The following is a 17,080-nucleotide window of genomic DNA, read 5'->3' as shown; positions in this document are numbered from 1 at the left end:
CATGGTGGCCATGATACGTGTCGCAGACCGGCACTCGGTTCGCGAGCCTACCGTTCCGCGATTCGCTTCATTGGAAGCGCGATGAATCGTCAACGGCATGTCGGATCCGCCGCGCAGACGGGATGTATTGGTCTGTTGACGCACTGAAACGCGGCGGGTTCGAATGATCCAATCGAACGTAGTACACCGCCTGTTTTGGCGGTATCGCGGGCCGACAACTCGGCCGGCATGCAGCGATTCGGGCGCGCCGGCGGACGCGCGCGAAGTCATTCCAGGGAGTCGACTCGACATGCATAGATCACACGGCCCGATTCTTGCGCGTGTGGCGCTTGCCGCGATGTGCGTGGCAGGCGGGCTGGCTTGGCCGGGCAGTGCCGCGGCGGCATCCAGCACGCCTGCGCCTGGTGCGTTTCGTTCGGCTGTACCGGATGCGTACGTTCGTCCCGCTGCGGACGCGGCCGATCAGGCCGACATGCTGCAACATGCGCTGGACGCGTTGCAGCCTGGCCAGCGACTGGTGTTCGCGCCGGGGCGGTATGTGGTCGGCCGGTCGCTGGTCGTGCGGCAGCGGAATGTGGTGTTGTCGGGCTACGGCGCGACGCTGATCGCGACAACCCCCGGCGACCAGACGGTCGAGATGCGCGGCGAGGGTACGACGCTCGTCGGTTTTCGGCTCACCGGAACCGGCACGGCACGCCTCACGACGCCGGAGTCTTCGAAGGTCGAGGTGACGGGGCGCGGCGTGCAGGTGCTCGACAACGTCATCGACGGTGGCGCGGGCGGCGGGATCTTCGTGTTCGGCGGCGCTGACGTCGCGATCGTCGGCAACGAGGTGCTGTCGACGCTGGCCGACGGCATTCACATGACGCACGGCTCGCACAACGTGCTCGTGCAGGGCAACGTCGTGCGCGGGACCGGCGACGACATGATCGCCGTGGTGAGTTACCAGGCGGAAGGCGTGCTGACGCGCAACGTGCTGATTACCGGCAACTCGCTGGAGGGCAACCCGTGGGGCCGGGGCATCACGGTGGTCGGCGGTGCGAACGTCACCATCTCGAACAATATCGTGCGCAACGTACAGGTGAGCTCGGGCATTCTCGTCGCGCAGGAAGACAGCAATCGAACTGCCGGCTCGTCCGACATCCGTATCGAGGGCAACTCGATCGCGGATATCCAGACAGCGACGGGCCGGGCCGATCCTCGTCCGGTCACGCAGCAGGCGGCGATCGAGGTCAGCACGTGGTCGGGTTCGGTGTCGCGCGTGACCGTGATCGGCAACCGTGTGTCGCATGCGCGATTCGACGGCATTCGCCTGTGGGGAAACGTGTCGGGTGTGCGGCTCGCGGACAATCAACTGTCGGGGATCGGCGGAATGCCGGTCCGGGTCGACCCCGCGCACGATTGCGCGACCGGCCGACCGGCGGGGGCGTCGGGAGGGCAGGCGAGGGGCGCGCCGTGTGCGGCCGCGCGTCAGCCGTTGTCGGCGGCAGGTGACGCGATCGGCGCGGATACGTCGTTGTTGCCGCGCGTGCGCGAATCGGTCAGGCAAGCGCGCTGGTCGCAAGGCGGCATCGACTGATCGTGCGTCGGGTGGGCCGCGGTTCGGCGACGCCATGCGGCGAATAGGCGGCCACCCCTTGTTCGCGCGGCGGCGCGCATCGCCATCGCGCACGCCGCCTCGATCCGCATGCGCTTACCGGATGACGTTGCGTTCCGAGGCTTCCTCGTCCGGTTCGCGCGAGGCGATCGACGGGCGCTGCCGCACGCTCTCGACGACCGGCCTTCCATACTGATCATCAAACCGCACGATATCGTCTTCGCCGAGATAATCACCCGACTGCACCTCGATGATCTCGAGCGGAATCCGGCCGGGATTCTCGAGGCGGTGGACCTCGCCGACAGCGATATAGGTCGATTCGTTTTCGCTGAGCAGGAAGGTCTCGTTGCCGCGCGTGACCTTCGCGGTGCCGCGCACGACGATCCAGTGCTCGGCGCGGTGATAGTGCATCTGCAGCGACAGCCGCTTGCCGGGTTCGACGACGATCCGCTTCACCTGGAACCGCTCGCCGAGATCGATCGAATCGTAGTGGCCCCACGGCCGCTGCACCTTGCGGTGTTCGCTCGCCTGCGGGCGCTGCTCGGTCTTCAGGCGCGCGACGATGTTCTTCACGCGCTGCACGTCGTGCTTGTTCGCGACCAGCACCGCATCGGGCGTCTCGATCACGACGACGTCCTTCATCCCGACGCACGCAATCAGCCGGCCCTCCGAGCGCACGAGACTGTCCTGCGTGTCCTCGAACACGATCGGGCCGCGCGCGACGTTGCCCTGATCGTCCTTCGGCATGATTTCCCAGATCGCATCCCAGGTGCCGACGTCCGACCAGCCTGCGGACAGCGGTACCACGATCCCTTCGATGCCGAGTTCGGGGTGCTCCGCGAGGCGTTCCATGACCGCGTAGTCGATCGAGTCGGACGGGCACGCGTCGAAGGCCGCCGCGTCGATCCGGAAGAACGGATGCTCGGCGGTGCCCGCGCGCCATGCCGCGTCGCAGGCCGCATGGATGTCGGGTGCGAGCGCGCGGATCGCCTTCAGCCAGGTCGATGCGCGCGTGACGAAAATCCCGCTGTTCCACCAGTAATCGCCCGAATGCAGGTAGCGCTCGGCGAGCGCCGCGTTCGGCTTCTCGACGAAGCGCCCGATCGCATAGCCGCCTTGTCCACCGAGGCGGCCGGCGCGCGGTTCGCCGACCTGGATGTAGCCGTAGCCGGTTTCCGCGCGGCGCGGCAGCACGCCGAGCGTGACGACCGCGCCTTCCTGCGCGTAGCGCGCCGCGCGCCCGACCGCTTCCTGGAATGCGGCGACGTCGCCGATCACGTGATCGGCCGGCATGACCGCGAGGATGGGATCGTCCGCGAGCACGCTGGCGTCGAGCGCCGCGAGCGTCAGCGCGGGCGCCGTATTGCGCGCGGCCGGTTCGAGCAGGATGCGGGCGGGGGCCGCGCGCCCGAGCACCTGCGCGGCGCTCATGATGCGATGCTGTTCGCCGCACACCAGCAGCAGCGTGTCGCCGAGCGCCGCGTTCGCGATGCCGTTCAGGCGGCGCGCGGTCGCCGACAGCGGCGATTCGTTCGAGGTCAGCTCGATCAGCTGTTTCGGATACTGCTCGCGCGACAGCGGCCAGAGGCGCGTGCCGGAACCACCGGCGAGTATGACGGGCAGGACGCAGGGCAACTCGGGATCGGGAACCGGGCGAAGGTTGGCGTTCATCGATTAGCTCCGGTATCGGCGGGCAGCCGGTTGTGTACGCGGCCGTCGACGCGCGTGTCCTCGTTGCGCGATCGCGGCGCCGAGACGGTCCGAGACAGCAACTGACGCAGCGCGCCGGCGGCGCGGTCGGCGGGCCGGACGAGACCGACGAACGGCGCGCCCTGTTCGAGATAGGGACCGTAGGCCTTGCGGAATCCGAAACGTTTGTAGAAGGACTGGCGTTGCGCGGGAACGTGCGTGCGCACCGCCACGTCGGGCCATGCGGCCTGCGCGGCCGTGAGCGCACGCTGCATGAGTTGCTCGAGGGTGCGGTCGTCGCGACATGCCTCGCTCGTCAGCACCTTGTCGATCACGACGTCCGGATCGGCGTCGTCGCCGGGCAGCACGCGCGCGTAGGCGACGACTTCCGTCGTGTCGCCCTTGTGCATGCACGCGAACACGTGCAGCGCATGCGCATCCTTGCCGTCGATGTCGAGATACGTATGCGCATCCTCGACCACCAGCACTGCGTTGCGCGAGCGCAGGATTGCATAGAGATCGACGGCGCTCAGATGTTCGAATTCACAACAATGCCATTCCATGATGCGGTCCTCGTGTGAAGCCTTCAGCACGCCGAGCCGCATGAACGCGTTTGTCCGGTGCGGCTCGCCGATGTCCATGATGCGGATGCGGGGCGCGCCGGTCTGTTCGAAAGCATACTCACACTCTCGTTATGCGCGTTTCGTGCGGGCGATGCCGGCAGCGCGAAACGGGCCGTGACGTGAGCGGGGCACTGTGCGGTATCACACAGTGGCCGCATGCCGGCTTTCCCATAATTGATTCGTCGCGATTGTCCGCTGCGAACAGCGCAGCGGGCAGTCCGCATCGAACGCGATTGAAGAATCGGGGGCTGTACTTGAGATTGCGATCGTTCACGGCGGGTCGGCCGCGCATCGCGACCGGCTGCTCGCAGGCCGGCATCCGCCGCATCGTCGATGTCGTCGCGATGCGCGCATCCTTCATCGGGACGCAATCGTTTCGACGCGCCGGCCAACACGCGCATACTTGCGACGGTGCGCTGCCCGATGCTTTCGCGCTGCATGCGGCCCTGCACCAGCACAGTGCCCGTCGCGCCGGCCTGTCGGCAGCGATCATGGGTGGCACGACACGCATGGACGCCATGCTGCATCGCGTCAGGAGACGGACGGCACGACCGGCTGCTTCGTTACGATGTTGTAACGAACACGCGCGGTTCGCCCGCGTTCGATGCGTGATGGCGGCGTCGCACGGGGCGCGCGATTATCCACGGATGAAAACGCTTCCCGGATTATTTGCGCGATTCAAGCGAGAATCGGGGGCAATGGAAGGCGCCGATCTTGCGGAAAAGTGGTATTTGGCACTGATTGACGGGAATGGTCGTGGATAATCAAATCTGAGGCGCTAAACGCGCGCCGCGCGCGCCGGGGCGGCAGCGTAATCGGCTGAATCGATTTTATCTTTTGGTAACAAGGCCATCTCGATACGGGGTGTAGATTCAGGAACGGATGAAATGAGGCCACCATTCCGAAAGCGGGTTGGCGGCCATCCGGTTCAGCATCGGGCGCGGCTGTCGTGTACGACGCGACGCAAATGCGGACGGAAATCCCGTTTGCCGACGCGCTCCGCCTGACGGCGCGTCGTATGAAAGCCGGAACGCCGCGGCTCCCGCGGCCGCGCGTTCCCTTCGAGTTCGATGACAACGAGGCCGGATGACATTCGGCTCGACCTCCGGGGGCTCTCGCCGTGTGCAGTTTCGATCTTCGCCAAAGCTGCGGAAACGCAGCGCGGACAGGTGGCCATGCGCCGCCGGCCGCAGCGCACGCGAACGGTTCGCGGAGTGGAGAAAGTGATGGTTCGCTATGAATATGCCAATAACGCGCGATAAGAGCGCCGGCGGGGAGAGGATTACCGGGCAGCGTCCTCTGATTTACTGGACCCAGTCGCCGTCCGTCATGCTGCGCAAGGAACTCGCGCGACGCGACTGGAAAGTGACGCTCGTCGCGCACGCCAGCGAATTGCGCGATACCTCCGGCGAAATCACCTGCGGCATCCTCGACCTGAGCGGCGGTCACGCCGACGCGATCGGCAGCATCGCGTCGACCTGCGCGTCGATGCGCGACGTCGTGTGGGTCGCGCTCGTCGAGACCGGCCAGACCGCCTCGCCGAACGTGCGCGCGCTGTTGCGCGACTATTGCTTCGACTACATCACGTTGCCCGCGTCGCACCAACGCATTGCCGATACGGTCGGCCATGCGTACGGAATGGAATGCCTGTTCGCGCGCGATCGGGAACGCCTCGAATCGCAGGAGAACGGCATCGTCGGCACCTGCAGCGCGATGCTGCGGCTGTTCGATACGGTGCGGCGCTTCGCGCGCACCGACGCGCCCGTGTTCGTGTTCGGCGAGACGGGAACCGGCAAGGAACTGACGGCCGTCGCGATCCATCGTCATTCGGAACGGCGCAACGGCCCGTTCGTCGCGGTCAACTGCGGAGCGATCCCGCCCCACCTGCTGCAATCGGAACTGTTCGGCTATGAGCGCGGCGCGTTTACCGGCGCGAACGCGCGCAAGATCGGCTACGTCGAAGCCGCAAACGGCGGCACGCTGCTGCTCGACGAAATCGGCGACCTGCCGCACGAGAGCCAGGCGAGCCTGCTGCGCTTCCTGCAGGAGCGCGCGATCCATCGCCTCGGCGGCAGCGACCCGGTGCCGGTCGACGTGCGGATCGTTTCCGCGACGCACGTCGACCTGCGCGAAGCGATGGAAGAAGGGCGTTTCCGCGCGGACCTGTTCCACCGCCTTTGCGTGATGCGCATCGACCAGCCGCCGCTGCGCGCGCGCGGCAAGGACATCGAGCTGCTCGCGCATCACATGCTCGAACGCTTTCGCGGCGACGCGCGCCATCGCGTGCGCGGCTTTTCGACGGATGCGATCACGGCGCTCTACAAGCATGACTGGCCGGGCAACGTGCGCGAACTGATCAACCGCGTGCGGCGCGCGGTCGTGATGACGGAAGGGCGCCTGATCACCGCGCAGGACCTCGAGCTCGAATACTGTCTCGACGCGGCGTCGCCGTCGGTGGCCGACATCCGCAAGTCGATCGAGCGCGAAGCGATCGAAACCGCGCTGCTGCGCACGCGCGGACGCGTCGCCGCATCCGCGCGCGAGCTCGGCGTGTCGCGTGCAACGCTCTATCGCTGGATGGAAGCGTACGGCATCGAGCGGCCGCGCAGCACGGGGTCGTCGGACTGACGCGCGCGGTGCGGCCGCGCGAGCGTGTGCGCGTGCGTGATCCCCGTCCCGCGCCCGCTCGCGTCAGCCGGTCAACGCCGCACGCACGGTTCGCGCGGCGTTGACCGCGCGGATTTCGACGGTCGGTGGCGCGCCGGCGGCAGCATGGCCGCCGGTGTTCGCGAGCGGCACGAGCGCGACACGCGCCGGCGTGCCGGGCGCGAGATCGAACCAGTCGTCGCGCGGCACGAAGCCCGGTGCATCGATCTGCACGTGACGTGCGACGTGGCGCGTGCCGATGTCGACGTGCCACGTGTCGCCGGTGCGCGACACGCATGCCTCGATGCCGGGTTCGCGACGGGCGAACACGGCCGGGTGCGTGCGGGACGGGAAGTAGAACGCCTGCGACAGCAGCGTGCCGTCGTCGGCGCGCAGTGTCGCGACGACGGTATCGTGCTCGCACGGGCCGAAGCGATACGCGTAGGTCCAGTCGAAGAAGCGGCCGAGCAATTCGGCCGAATCGAGCCGCACCGTGTCGTGCGCGGCGATCCGGACCGGAGCGCCGGCACGCGCGAGCGGCGTGCGGCCGTCGCGCAGCGCGACCAGCTCGACGGCCGCCGACAGCGGCGCCGGCCGCTCGTTGATCACGTGCACGTCGAGCCCGTTCAGCCCTTCGTCGACGAGCAGGACCTGCACGGGCTGAAGTACCTGGCGCAGCGCATACCACGCCGATTTCGGCCGATGCGCCGCATCGAGCAAGCCCCATCCGGCGCCCGCCATCACATCCTGGAACTGCCAGACGAGCGCACCCGCGCAGCGTGAGCCGGTGCGCCGCCACTCCGAGAACGTGTCCCGCATCAGTTCCGCGATCACCGCGCGCGATAGCTCGAAGTAGCGCGACGGATCCTCGCGCCGCAGGCGGTCGGGCGCCACGTCGTACAACGTCTGCAGATAATGATCGCGAATATCGTCGAAATCCCACGACGTGCCGGGGTCGCGCGGCACGGCCGCTTTCCACCGCGGCTCGTGCACGCCCGGCCAGCCGAGGCTGGCGAGCATCGCATCGCACGGCACGTTCGCGAACGCGAGGCATTCGCTCGCGAAGCGCACGTCGGCGCGACGCGCGTCGTCGAGCGGGCGAAGGTACGCGCCGACACCGTAATAGTGCGACACGCGCTCGCGCGGCATGAACGGCAGCACGCCGCCGTCGGGCGAGTCGGGGACGTACAGCGCGTCGGGCCGCCGTGCCGCCGCGTGGTCGGCGAGGCGCTCGGCGGTCAGTTCGAGGAAGCGCTGCTTCGGCCCGAGACCCGACATCGCGCCCTGCTGCGCAATCTCGCTGCCGCCGCACAGCACCGCGAGCGACGGCGACGCGCGTACGCGCGTGAGGAACTGCTCGGCTTCGCGACCGACGGCGTCCGCGAAGGCACGATCGTCGAGCGCATAGTCGAAGTTCGCGAACATGAAGTCCTGCCAGACGAGCAGTCCGAGCCGGTCGCACCACGCATGGAATGCGTCGGCCTCGTAGGTCATCGTGCCGCCGACGCGAATCATGTTGAAGCCGGCGTCGCGCGCGTATCCGAGCAGGCGGCCGTAGGTCGCGTCGTCGGCGTGCAGCGCGAGCGGTGCGGCGCTGCTCCAGCATGCGCCGCGCGCGAACACGCGCACGCCGTTGACGCGCAACCCGAACCCCTTGCCGTCGTCGCCAGCGTCCGGTTCGATCGTGCGAAAGCCCGTCGCGCCGAGCGGCCGCCGTTCGGCACCGATGTGCAATGCGACGTCGTAAAGCACCGGTTCGCCATGCGTGTGCGGCCACCAGCGGCGCACGTTCGGCACCGCGACGGTCGCATGGAGCCGGTCGGCGCCGCGGCGTTCGAGCGTCGCGTGGTGCTCGCCGCACGACAGCCGGGCCGCAAACGCCTCGGGCAGCGGCCCAGCGAATGTGAGTGCCGCATCGAGCCAGCCGGTATCGCCGTCGAGGCGCGCGTGCAGGTCGCAATGAACGAGAACGGGACCGTCGGCAGGGTCCAGCACGTCGACGGGCCGCCATGGACCGGTCGGCACGCAGCGCGGAAACCAGCCGGGCATGTGCCCGAGCAGCGCCGTGCGAACGGTGCGCAACGTCGCCGGTTCGGCGAGCCGCGTGCGCCAGCGTGCGCGGCGCGGTGCGCGCACATCGCGCAGGTGCGGCGCGAGGGCGCGGAAGCAGACGGTCAACCGGTGCGTGCCGTCGAGCGACACGGGCACGTCGTGCGCGACGAACATGCTGTCCGAGCGCAGGATCGGCGTGTCGTCGAGCCATGCCTCGGCGAGCGTCGCGAGGCCGTGAAAGCGCAGCACGCGCGGCCCGTGCCCGTGGAGTTCGACGCGATACCAGTGGTCGCGCTCGTCGAGCGACGCGGTATCGTCGGCCCGGCCGGCCAGCGCGAGCGCCTGCGCGACCGTGCCGGGGACGGGGGCGGCGATCCAGCCGTCGGCCGGAAGATCGAGCGGCCCGCGCGCGGCACCCGCGGGCGTGGCGAGCAGCGACCACGCGAGCGCGGCATGCGCGCGCGTCACCGCACCAACGGCACGGCGGCCGCGTCGACGCGCACGGGCGCCGCGTGCTGCAGCGGCGGGGCGATCTGCCGCGCGCAGTCGATCAGGTCCGCGTAAGCCGCTTCGATCGCTTCGAGCGTCGCGTCGCCGCGCTCTTCCTTGCCGCGCGCACACGCCCGCGCCAGCCGGAACTCCAGTACCATCGCCTCGGATGCGATGCGGTCGCAGGCGGTACGAATCTCGGCGAACGGCCCGACGCAGCCGCTCGCCTGCAGCCAGCGCGCGTAATGGCCGAACAGTTCGAAGTTCGCGCCGAGTTGCCGCACCGAATTGAACGAGTACGCGTGGAAGCGTTCGAGCGGGGAATCGGCGAGCGATTTCGCATCGAGCTGCAGCTGGCGCCGGAACGCCGTGACCGGATTGACGACCGGCAGCCGGCGCAGATGCCGCTGCAGCGACGCGAGCGAGACCTCGCACAGCGCGCGCTCGTCGAGCGGTGCGAAACGCCGCTTCGCGCACTCGACGTACGGCGGCAGCGGCATCGGCGAACAGCCGCCGACGAGCCCGTTGTAGTCGAAGTCCTCGGCCACGTAATAGCCGCTGTTGTGGAAGTAGCCGATCTGGCGGCGCGTGCGATCGATCGAGTCGATGCCGATCGTCGTCTTCGTATGCTGCGTACGGTAGCTGCTGCCGCGCGTGTCCGGCAGGAACCACGCGTCGACCTCGACGATCATCAGGTGACCGCGCGCGACCTGCGTCTCGATGTGCTGGTCGAGCGGCTCGTAGATCGAGTGTTCCTGCACGACGATGCCGTACAGCCGCTCCAGTTCGTCGTGCGGAAACTTGAAGAACGTGAACTGGTCACCCTCGAAGTCGAGCGCGATCGTAAACGGCAGCGCCGCGTACGGGTTGAGGCCCCACCAGCGGAGCACCTCGAGCCACATGTCGACATAGCAGTTGGTCTGTTTCCAGACCATCTCCTGACTGTGCAGCGGGTGCGGCCGATAGTGGCGTGCGCGGTGGCGCACGTCCTCGAACGACGCGTCCTCGCCGTCGCGGGACACGAATTTCATCGCGTACCCCACAGCACGTCGCGAACGTCGGCCGGCCATGCGTCGAGGTCGAAACCGTGATGACGGAACAGCGCGAGCGTCAGCCGCTCGAGGCCGAAGCCGACGCAGCCCGTATGCGCGACGTCGCCCGTCGCGGTGCGGATGTCCCACAGCAGCCCGAAGTGATCCATGTGGTAGTTGAAGCTCAGGCACGCGGTCTGGCGGTCGTCGTGCTCGATCGGGATCAGCAGCTCGAACTTCAGGTTCTGCTCGCGCTGGCTGTTCGCGACGATCTTGCCGCCGCGCCCGAAGAACGGATCGTTCGCGAGATCGATCGCGTTCGGCAGTTGCAGCGCCTCGATCATCCGTGTGCCGCGCTCCATCCACGTCGCGCGGAACGAGACGATCTGCTCGGGCGTGCCGATGCGTATGTATTCGCGCATCCGGAACAGCTGCATGCGGGTCGGGTCGAGCGACGGCTCGTGGCGGAAGCAATACGAGAACACGTCGACGATGCGGCCGTCGTCGGGCAGCGCACCGGCGCGCGCGACGACCGGATAGACCGGATAGCAGGCGGCCGGCGTCATCACGACGTAGGTCGGCTTCTGGCTTTCGGTCCAGTCCTCGCCGCGGTCGAGACACTGCAGCAAGCGCTGGTGCCGCTGTTCGTCGCCGCAGAATGCATGCACGCTGCCCGCGAGTTGCGGGAAGCTCTTCATGTATTCGCTGCGCTCGAATTCGGTGCGGCTCATCGCCGGCGGGAAGCGCAGCACTTCGGCCTGCTGGTCGGCGCCGAGGCGCGTGACGAAGGCGTCGAGCGCTTCGACGACGCGCTCGAACCGCTCGCTGCGGCCGAACAGGCCCTGGATGCCGGTCGACACGAGAAGTCCCGCATCGATCAGCTCGTCGCGCAGCGGATTGACGCCCGCGCGGTCGAGCGGCGCGTCGGACGGGGTGGCGGCGGAAGGCACGGAGAGGCGATCGTTCACGAATGTTTCTCCAGCGTCGCGGGACGCAGTGCGAGCAGCAGGCTCGAGGTATTGGCGGCAATGCGGTCGTTGCTGATCATCAGCGGCGCCGCGTGCAGGTCGCGCAGGTGGCGGCCGATGCTGAACGGCGTGCCGTGCTTGTAGCCGGCCATCCCGCAGATCATCATCGCCTGCTGGGCGACTTCGAGCGCGGTCGACGACACATAGGTCTTCAGCGTGTTGATCTCGGCCGCCCAGGCCATGCCGGCCGACCACGAGCGGGGCGACGCGCTGGCATAGAGGCGCAGCACGCTGTCGACGCGGGCCTGCATTGCCTGCATCAGCGCAAGCGATTCGGCGATGCGCCGCGACGCGGGCGACGGCGCACCGTCGGTCTGGCGCGCCTGCGTGCGGAAGAACTGGTGCGCGCGATGGAACGCGTCGCCGGCCACGCCGATCCACACCGCCGCCCACAGGATGTGCGAAACCGGCACCATCGTCTGTTCGGCGATCTGCGCGAACGGCACGGGCAGGCACTGCACGGTCGTGCCCTGTGCATCGAGCACGAAGCCGTTGCTGCACGTGCCGCGCATGCCGAGCGTGTCCCATTCGCCGCGGCGCGTGAGCGTATAGCCGTCGCGCAGCACCGTGACGAGCACCTGCTCGGACGCCGGCGCGTCGGCGTCGCGCCGCGCGGTCGCGAGGATGCCGTCCGCGTAGTCGCCGTACGAGATCGTCGGCGCAGATTTGTGCAGCCGGAATTCGCCGCCGTTGGTCTCGAGCGCGCACTGGCTCGCGCGCAGGTTGCCGCCGACGCCGTCCTCCGACGTCGCCGACGCGAGCAGCCACTGATGGCGCACGAGCTGTTGCAGGAACAGCTTGTGCCAGCCCTGGTCGGCCGCGTGATTGACGATGCAGGCCACCTGGATCTGGTGCATCGCGAACACCATCGCCGACGACGCGCAGGCCTGGCCGAGGATCGAGCATGCCGATGCGACGTCGGCCAGCGACGCGCCGGCGCCGCCGAGCCGGGTCGGGACCATTGCGCTCAGCAGGCGGCGCGCACGCATGGCCTCGATCGCCTCGACAGGGCAGCGCGCGTCCCGGTCGACCGCATCCGCGTGCTGGGCGGCGATTTGCGCGACGGCGTGCGCGGCCTCGTCGAGCCGGCGTGGTTCGTCGTCGGCCGCGAGTTCGGGAAGCAGCGCGCTCATGCGGAATGCTCGGCGCGCTGCAGGGTCGCAATGGTGTCCGCGAGCGCGTCGACGCTGCGGAACAGATTGCGGTTCAGCATCTCGTCGGGAATCTCGATGTTGAACTGCTTCTCGATCGCGAGCATCAGCTGGATCGTATCGAGCGAGGAGAGGCCCGCTTCGTAGAGGTCATCCCCGTCACCGATCGAGTCGATCGCGGCTTCGAGGTGGGCGACGTGCTTGAGGATGGTTCTGATTTCGTTTTTCACGTGCTGCTCCGGCGTGTGAGGTGTCGTCCGCAAGGGCGGACGCGCGCAGCGCGCTGACATCCCCCCGGCAGTCCGGCATCAGTAGACCATTCGCACGCCCGGCGTTCTGTTCGCCACCCTACAATCGGCTGACTCGCGTCGCACGCGTGCGACGACACGCCGTGCGCATCACGCGCGTGCCGCGGCGCTCACGCCCGAGTCGGCCGACAGGATGCGCTTCATCTCGTCGCGCACGATCGCGCGGCAGCCGCACGACATTTTCTCGAGGCCCGCAAGGTCGGCAAGCTCGATCGAGCTCCGGTACTGACGGATCAGGCCGAGTTTCTGGATCTCCCCGGCCGCATCCGTGACCGTCTCGCGCCGCACGCCGAGCATCTGCGCGAGCATGCTGTGGGTGATCTGGATCTCGATGCTGCGCGACCGGTCGTACGCGAGCAGGAACCATCTGCATAACTGATGTTTGAGCACGTGATGTCGGCTGCAGAACGTGATCTGCGAGACCTGGGCCATCAGCAGCCGCACGCAGACGAACACCAGATGGCGAATCACCGGCGACGCGTCGAACGCGGCGGCGAAGATGCGCCGGTCGAGCCGGTAGACGAAGCCGTCGCGGCATGCGACGGCACGGCACGGCATCCGGCCGCTGCCGCCGATCACGTCGTCGCAGACGACGCTCTCGCTGCCGATCTCGGCCACTTCCAGCGTCATGCCGCCGGACGACACGTACTGCAGCGAAATCGCCGTCGTGACGGGCAGGTAGACCGCGGTGAGCATTTCACCCGGTTCGCACAGCACCTGGCCCGATTTCAGGTGAACGAGTTGGAGGTTGGCAATCAGCGTCGCGCGTTCGTCGCGGTCGAGGGCCGCGAGGAACCGGTTGGCGTCGAAGCTGTGGGAAAGCTCGATCATGCCGCTCGCATGGGCGACGGCGTCATTGGCCTGGTGGGTCACGGCGGATCCTCGTAGGGAGCGATCGCACATCGCGCGACGCCATCCACGGGGATTTAGCACGCACGTGCGGATTCGTGTTCATAGAAATTCGAATGCCGATGGCGGAAAAGGCTAGCACGCAATTCAATTCGATAAATTGCGCATTACGTCACTTCACAATGTTTGACGATTTGGGGTAAATGAAAAGGTTATAGGTATTTGAAGATCGTCTTCGTATGAATTAATTGCACTGGAGGGTGAATCGCGAATTCGGTGCTGATCGAGAATCAATCCGGCAACGAAGTGCATCGTACAAGAAAAATATCTAGAATGCATTGAACATTATTTGACAATTTAGATTCGTGGGTATGATTTATTAATTGAATCATGGTGTTGCGTGAGATATGTGCGTTTGATTACAGTGTTGTAAATTAATCCAGCGATTCATATTTGAGACAGTTTCAAACGACCATTCGAGCGTGCGGCACGCCACTCTGGCCCGTTTGAGACATCATGGAAACAATTGAAAACAGGGTGTAAGTTATTGAACGATAAGACTCCCGCGCCGCTGCCGGTTCCACTGCCGGCCCCGCGCTCAATGATCAGTCGAATTGCCGGCTGCGTCCGCGACGCAAGCGGGTGTCCGGAAATGAGACGTTTTTTGCGGTTTTCGACCGGCTATTCGGGGGCGCTAAATCGCAAGTCATTTATATATTAAGGATGGAGCGGGTATTGGCACGTAAATCGCTTATCGAAACGGGCGTGTCGAAACGGGACTGCCGATTCGATCCAGCGGCGAGACGCTGTGGGTCGATTGGATCGAGGGTTGTGGGCCGCAACCCGCGTCGCCGTCCGGGCGCGCATCGCGATAACGAATTCCGCTGACGCGGCTGCATGCGGCGCGGACGATAAAAGGGATACAGACATGCTTCATCTTCACTCGAGCTACTCGGCGAATGCCATCCTCGATGCCCTTCCGGAGGACAGCATCCGTGCCATCGCACCGCACCTCGAACTGGTCCGGATCAAGGCCGGCATGCTCGACCGTGTCGGGGAACCGATGCGCCACCTGCATTTCCCGACCACCGCCATGATGTCGGTGCAGCACCTGATGGAGGACGGAGCGATGGTCGAGGTCGCCGTGGTCGGCCGCGAAGGTGTGGTCGGCCTGGCGACGCTCGTCGGCGGCACCGCGGTATCGAATCGCGTCGAAGTCCGTATCGGCGGGATGGCCTACCGCGTGCCGACCTGCGTGATGCGCTCGGAATTCGAACGTTCGCCGGCGACGTATCGGCTGCTGCTGAACTACTGCCAGGCGACGATGGCGCAGATTTCGCGCAGCGCGTTGTGCAACCGGCATCACTCGGTCAGCGAGCAGTTGAGCCGCTGGCTGCTGCTCGCGCATGACCGGATCGACGGCGACGAACTGGCTGTCACGCAGCAGACGATCGCGAACATGCTCGGCGTGCGTCGCGAAGGCGTGACGGAAGCGGCCGGCAACCTGCAGGAAGCCGGGCTGATCCGTCAGCGTCGCGGCCGCATCACCGTGCTCGATCGCGACGGTCTCGAGCGCCAGGCATGCGAGTGCTACGAGCTGATTCGCGCGGACTATCGCCGGCTGCTCGGCACGCGGGCCGGCACGCGTGCGTTGCCGGTGCGGCCGCGCATGCAGGACCTGCACGGCGGTTTCCCCGCGCACGGTGTGTGACGATGCATGCGATGGCGGGTGGAACGAATGCGATGCGACGCGCCGCGATCGCCGCGGTCGACGTTGCGCTGGTGCTGGCAGGTGCGCTCGCCGCGCAGGCTGCGATGGGGCTCGCGTGGCACGATCTGTCGGACGCGCAGCGCGGCACGGTCGCATTGCTGTGCGTGCTGACCGTCGCGCTGTTGCCGCGCAGCGTGCGCGTGACGCGCGGCGCGGCGTCGCCGCACGACGGCGGTGCCGTGCTGACGCGCACGGTGGTGGCCGTCGTGTGCGTGGGCACGCTGACGGTGGCCGGCACGATGTGGATCATGAACCGCGGCGGCACGGTCACGACGCGCTGGATCGCGCGGACGGTGCTGTCCGGCGACGCGGCACTGCTGCTCGGCAGGCTGGCACTCTGCGTGCTGGCGATGAAGCGTGGCGATCCGCGCACGCGGCAGCGGCGGGTTGCGGTCGTCGGGGCGACCGCTTACGGACGGGTGGCGATCGAGCGCATGCAGCTCGAACCGGCCGGGCCGTTCGCGGCTGCCTGCGTGTTCGACGACGATGCACCGGCCGTGGCCACGACTGACGGGATCGGCGGCGTGCCGGTGATCGACGACTGGGGCGCGTTGCGGCGCATGATCCGCGGCGGCGAGATCGACGAAGTGTGGCTTACGCTGCCGATGTCGCACGAGTCACGCATCCAGCGCATCGTACGCGAACTGCGCGACGAGTTCGTCGAGCTGCGGCTGTTGCCGGACGTGCGGCAGATGGCGGTCGTCGAGCGATCCGCGACCGATGTGCTCGGCATGCCGGCCATCAACCTCGCGACCACGCCGCGTTCCGCGCCGGAACTGTGGGCGAAGTTCGCGTTCGACCGGCTGTTCGCCGGCGCCGTGCTGATTCCGCTGCTGCCGCTGCTCGCGGCGCTGGCGATCGCGGTGAAGCTGTCGTCGCCGGGGCCCGTCTTGTTCAGGCAGCGCCGCAAGGGCGCCGACGGGCGCGAGTTCCATATCCTCAAGTTCAGGACGATGCGCGTGCATCGCGTACAGCCCGGTATCGTGCGACAGGCCTCGCGCAACGATGCGCGCATCACGCCGGTCGGCGCGTTCCTGCGACGCACGTCGCTCGACGAGTTGCCGCAGTTCTTCAACGTGCTGTTCGGCCAGATGTCGGTGGTCGGCCCGCGTCCGCACGCGATCGAACACGACGACTTCTACCGGCAACTGATCGACTGCTACATGTATCGCTATCGCGTCCGGCCGGGAATCACGGGATGGGCGCAGGTGAACGGCTATCGCGGCGAGACGCGCAAGGTCGAGGCGATGGCCGCGCGCGTGAAGTTCGACCTGTTCTACATGCAGAACTGGAGCTTCTGGTTCGACATGAAGATCATCCTGATGACGGTCGTGCGCGGCTTCGTCGGGCGCAACGCATTTTGATGAAGAGGATTGCGAAGTATCGAGCGTCGACTCGTGCTTCCGGCCTCGATACGACGCGTCCCGCAGCCGCGCTTCAGCTGTGCGCCGGCGGCTGAGCGGCTGCCGGCAACGCAGCGGGCGAGACGGCGGGGCTGGCGTCGGGCGCGGCTTGCGCGCTCGACGGCTGGATGGCGTGCTGGATCGTCGGCACGACCATCGTCGGGAACAGGGCCGCAAGGGCCACCCAGATGACGACGCCGAACAACATGACGTTCTCCCGGAAAGCCGCGGATTCGCCGCGCATGCTCTCAATCTACGACGCAACTTTTTACAGGGGATTGATCGACCTCAACGGCGGCTGCGTCAGACGAATGCTGCTCCGCGGGGTTTTCGCATCGGTCCCCGGTTTCTGATGCGCGATGCGGGCGCTGACGCCGGTCAACACACGCGTGTGCATTGGGTTTATGCTGCGTCGAATGCGTCCCGCACTTCATGTGGCCGGA

The 17,080-nt window shown here is 67.1% G+C and carries 14 protein-coding genes; 5 read left to right on the top strand and 9 right to left on the bottom strand.

What is annotated here, in order from left to right:
• Positions 1 to 289 precede the first annotated feature (289 nt).
• A complete protein-coding gene (locus tag DIE12_RS01800; RefSeq protein WP_124519618.1) occupies positions 290 to 1,579 on the top strand; it encodes a nitrous oxide reductase family maturation protein NosD in 1,290 nt (429 codons plus the stop codon).
• A gap of 114 nt (positions 1,580 to 1,693) precedes the next feature.
• Here DIE12_RS01800 and DIE12_RS01795 read toward each other — a convergent pair whose 3' ends face one another.
• Both DIE12_RS01795 and DIE12_RS01790 read right to left on the bottom strand, forming a co-directional pair.
• Positions 1,694 to 3,268: a mannose-1-phosphate guanylyltransferase/mannose-6-phosphate isomerase gene (locus DIE12_RS01795; protein ID WP_124519616.1), complete on the bottom strand. Its 1,575-nt coding sequence runs from the start codon at positions 3,266 to 3,268 to the stop codon at positions 1,694 to 1,696.
• Positions 3,265 to 3,849 carry a drug:proton antiporter gene (locus DIE12_RS01790; RefSeq protein WP_124485079.1) on the bottom strand — a complete coding sequence of 195 codons (585 nt, stop codon included), beginning with the start codon at positions 3,847 to 3,849 and terminating at the stop codon, positions 3,265 to 3,267. Before DIE12_RS01790 ends, DIE12_RS01795 begins: the two co-directional genes overlap by 4 nt.
• A 293-nt stretch (positions 3,850 to 4,142) precedes the next feature.
• Between DIE12_RS01790 and DIE12_RS01785 the strand changes: the two genes are divergently transcribed.
• Together DIE12_RS01785 and DIE12_RS01780 are read left to right on the top strand one after the other, a co-directional pair.
• Positions 4,143 to 4,673, top strand: a complete 531-nt coding sequence (locus tag DIE12_RS01785) for a hypothetical protein (protein ID WP_124519614.1) — start codon at positions 4,143 to 4,145, stop codon at positions 4,671 to 4,673.
• A 472-nt stretch (positions 4,674 to 5,145) separates the two neighbouring features.
• Entirely contained in the window at positions 5,146 to 6,537 is a 1,392-nt protein-coding gene (locus DIE12_RS01780) for a sigma-54 dependent transcriptional regulator (RefSeq protein WP_185500279.1), read from the top strand.
• A 63-nt stretch (positions 6,538 to 6,600) separates the two neighbouring features.
• Here DIE12_RS01780 and DIE12_RS01775 read toward each other — a convergent pair whose 3' ends face one another.
• The 6 genes from DIE12_RS01775 to DIE12_RS01750 form a co-directional block, all read right to left on the bottom strand.
• The gene (locus DIE12_RS01775) at positions 6,601 to 9,075 is read right to left on the bottom strand and encodes a glycosyl hydrolase 2 galactose-binding domain-containing protein (RefSeq protein ID WP_124519612.1); all 2,475 of its coding nucleotides are present in this window, start codon (positions 9,073 to 9,075) and stop codon (positions 6,601 to 6,603) included.
• Positions 9,072 to 10,127, bottom strand: a complete 1,056-nt coding sequence (locus tag DIE12_RS01770) for a DUF1839 family protein (RefSeq protein WP_124484966.1) — start codon at positions 10,125 to 10,127, stop codon at positions 9,072 to 9,074. The genes DIE12_RS01775 and DIE12_RS01770 overlap by 4 nt, the downstream gene beginning before the upstream one ends.
• Positions 10,124 to 11,095, bottom strand: coding sequence for an amino acid--[acyl-carrier-protein] ligase (locus DIE12_RS01765; RefSeq protein ID WP_124519609.1), 972 nt, complete (start codon positions 11,093 to 11,095; stop codon positions 10,124 to 10,126). The genes DIE12_RS01770 and DIE12_RS01765 overlap by 4 nt, the downstream gene beginning before the upstream one ends.
• Positions 11,092 to 12,288 (bottom strand): acyl-CoA dehydrogenase family protein, encoded by a 1,197-nt coding sequence (locus DIE12_RS01760; RefSeq protein WP_124519607.1) that lies wholly within the window; start codon positions 12,286 to 12,288, stop codon positions 11,092 to 11,094. The genes DIE12_RS01765 and DIE12_RS01760 overlap by 4 nt, the downstream gene beginning before the upstream one ends.
• Positions 12,285 to 12,536: an acyl carrier protein gene (locus DIE12_RS01755; protein ID WP_044842951.1), complete on the bottom strand. Its 252-nt coding sequence runs from the start codon at positions 12,534 to 12,536 to the stop codon at positions 12,285 to 12,287. The genes DIE12_RS01760 and DIE12_RS01755 overlap by 4 nt, the downstream gene beginning before the upstream one ends.
• Before the next feature lie 168 nt (positions 12,537 to 12,704).
• Complete coding sequence (locus DIE12_RS01750) at positions 12,705 to 13,487, bottom strand: Crp/Fnr family transcriptional regulator (RefSeq protein ID WP_185500280.1); 783 nt, start codon at positions 13,485 to 13,487, stop codon at positions 12,705 to 12,707.
• Between the two features lie 904 nt (positions 13,488 to 14,391).
• Between DIE12_RS01750 and DIE12_RS01745 the strand changes: the two genes are divergently transcribed.
• A complete protein-coding gene (locus tag DIE12_RS01745; RefSeq protein ID WP_124519605.1) occupies positions 14,392 to 15,174 on the top strand; it encodes a Crp/Fnr family transcriptional regulator in 783 nt (260 codons plus the stop codon).
• Positions 15,175 to 15,206: 32 nt separating this feature from the next.
• A complete protein-coding gene (locus DIE12_RS01740; RefSeq protein ID WP_185500281.1) occupies positions 15,207 to 16,598 on the top strand; it encodes an undecaprenyl-phosphate glucose phosphotransferase in 1,392 nt (463 codons plus the stop codon).
• Between the two features lie 73 nt (positions 16,599 to 16,671).
• Here DIE12_RS01740 and DIE12_RS37915 read toward each other — a convergent pair whose 3' ends face one another.
• Positions 16,672 to 16,845, bottom strand: coding sequence for a hypothetical protein (locus DIE12_RS37915; RefSeq protein WP_185640812.1), 174 nt, complete (start codon positions 16,843 to 16,845; stop codon positions 16,672 to 16,674).
• Between the last annotated feature and the right edge of the window lie 235 nt (positions 16,846 to 17,080).

Origin of the sequence: Burkholderia sp. Bp9015 (assembly GCF_003853505.1) — a bacterium.
GTDB lineage: Bacteria > Pseudomonadota > Gammaproteobacteria > Burkholderiales > Burkholderiaceae > Burkholderia.
The sequence above is the reverse complement of the archived record's forward strand: the minus strand, read 5'-3'. Positions and strand labels throughout refer to the sequence as shown.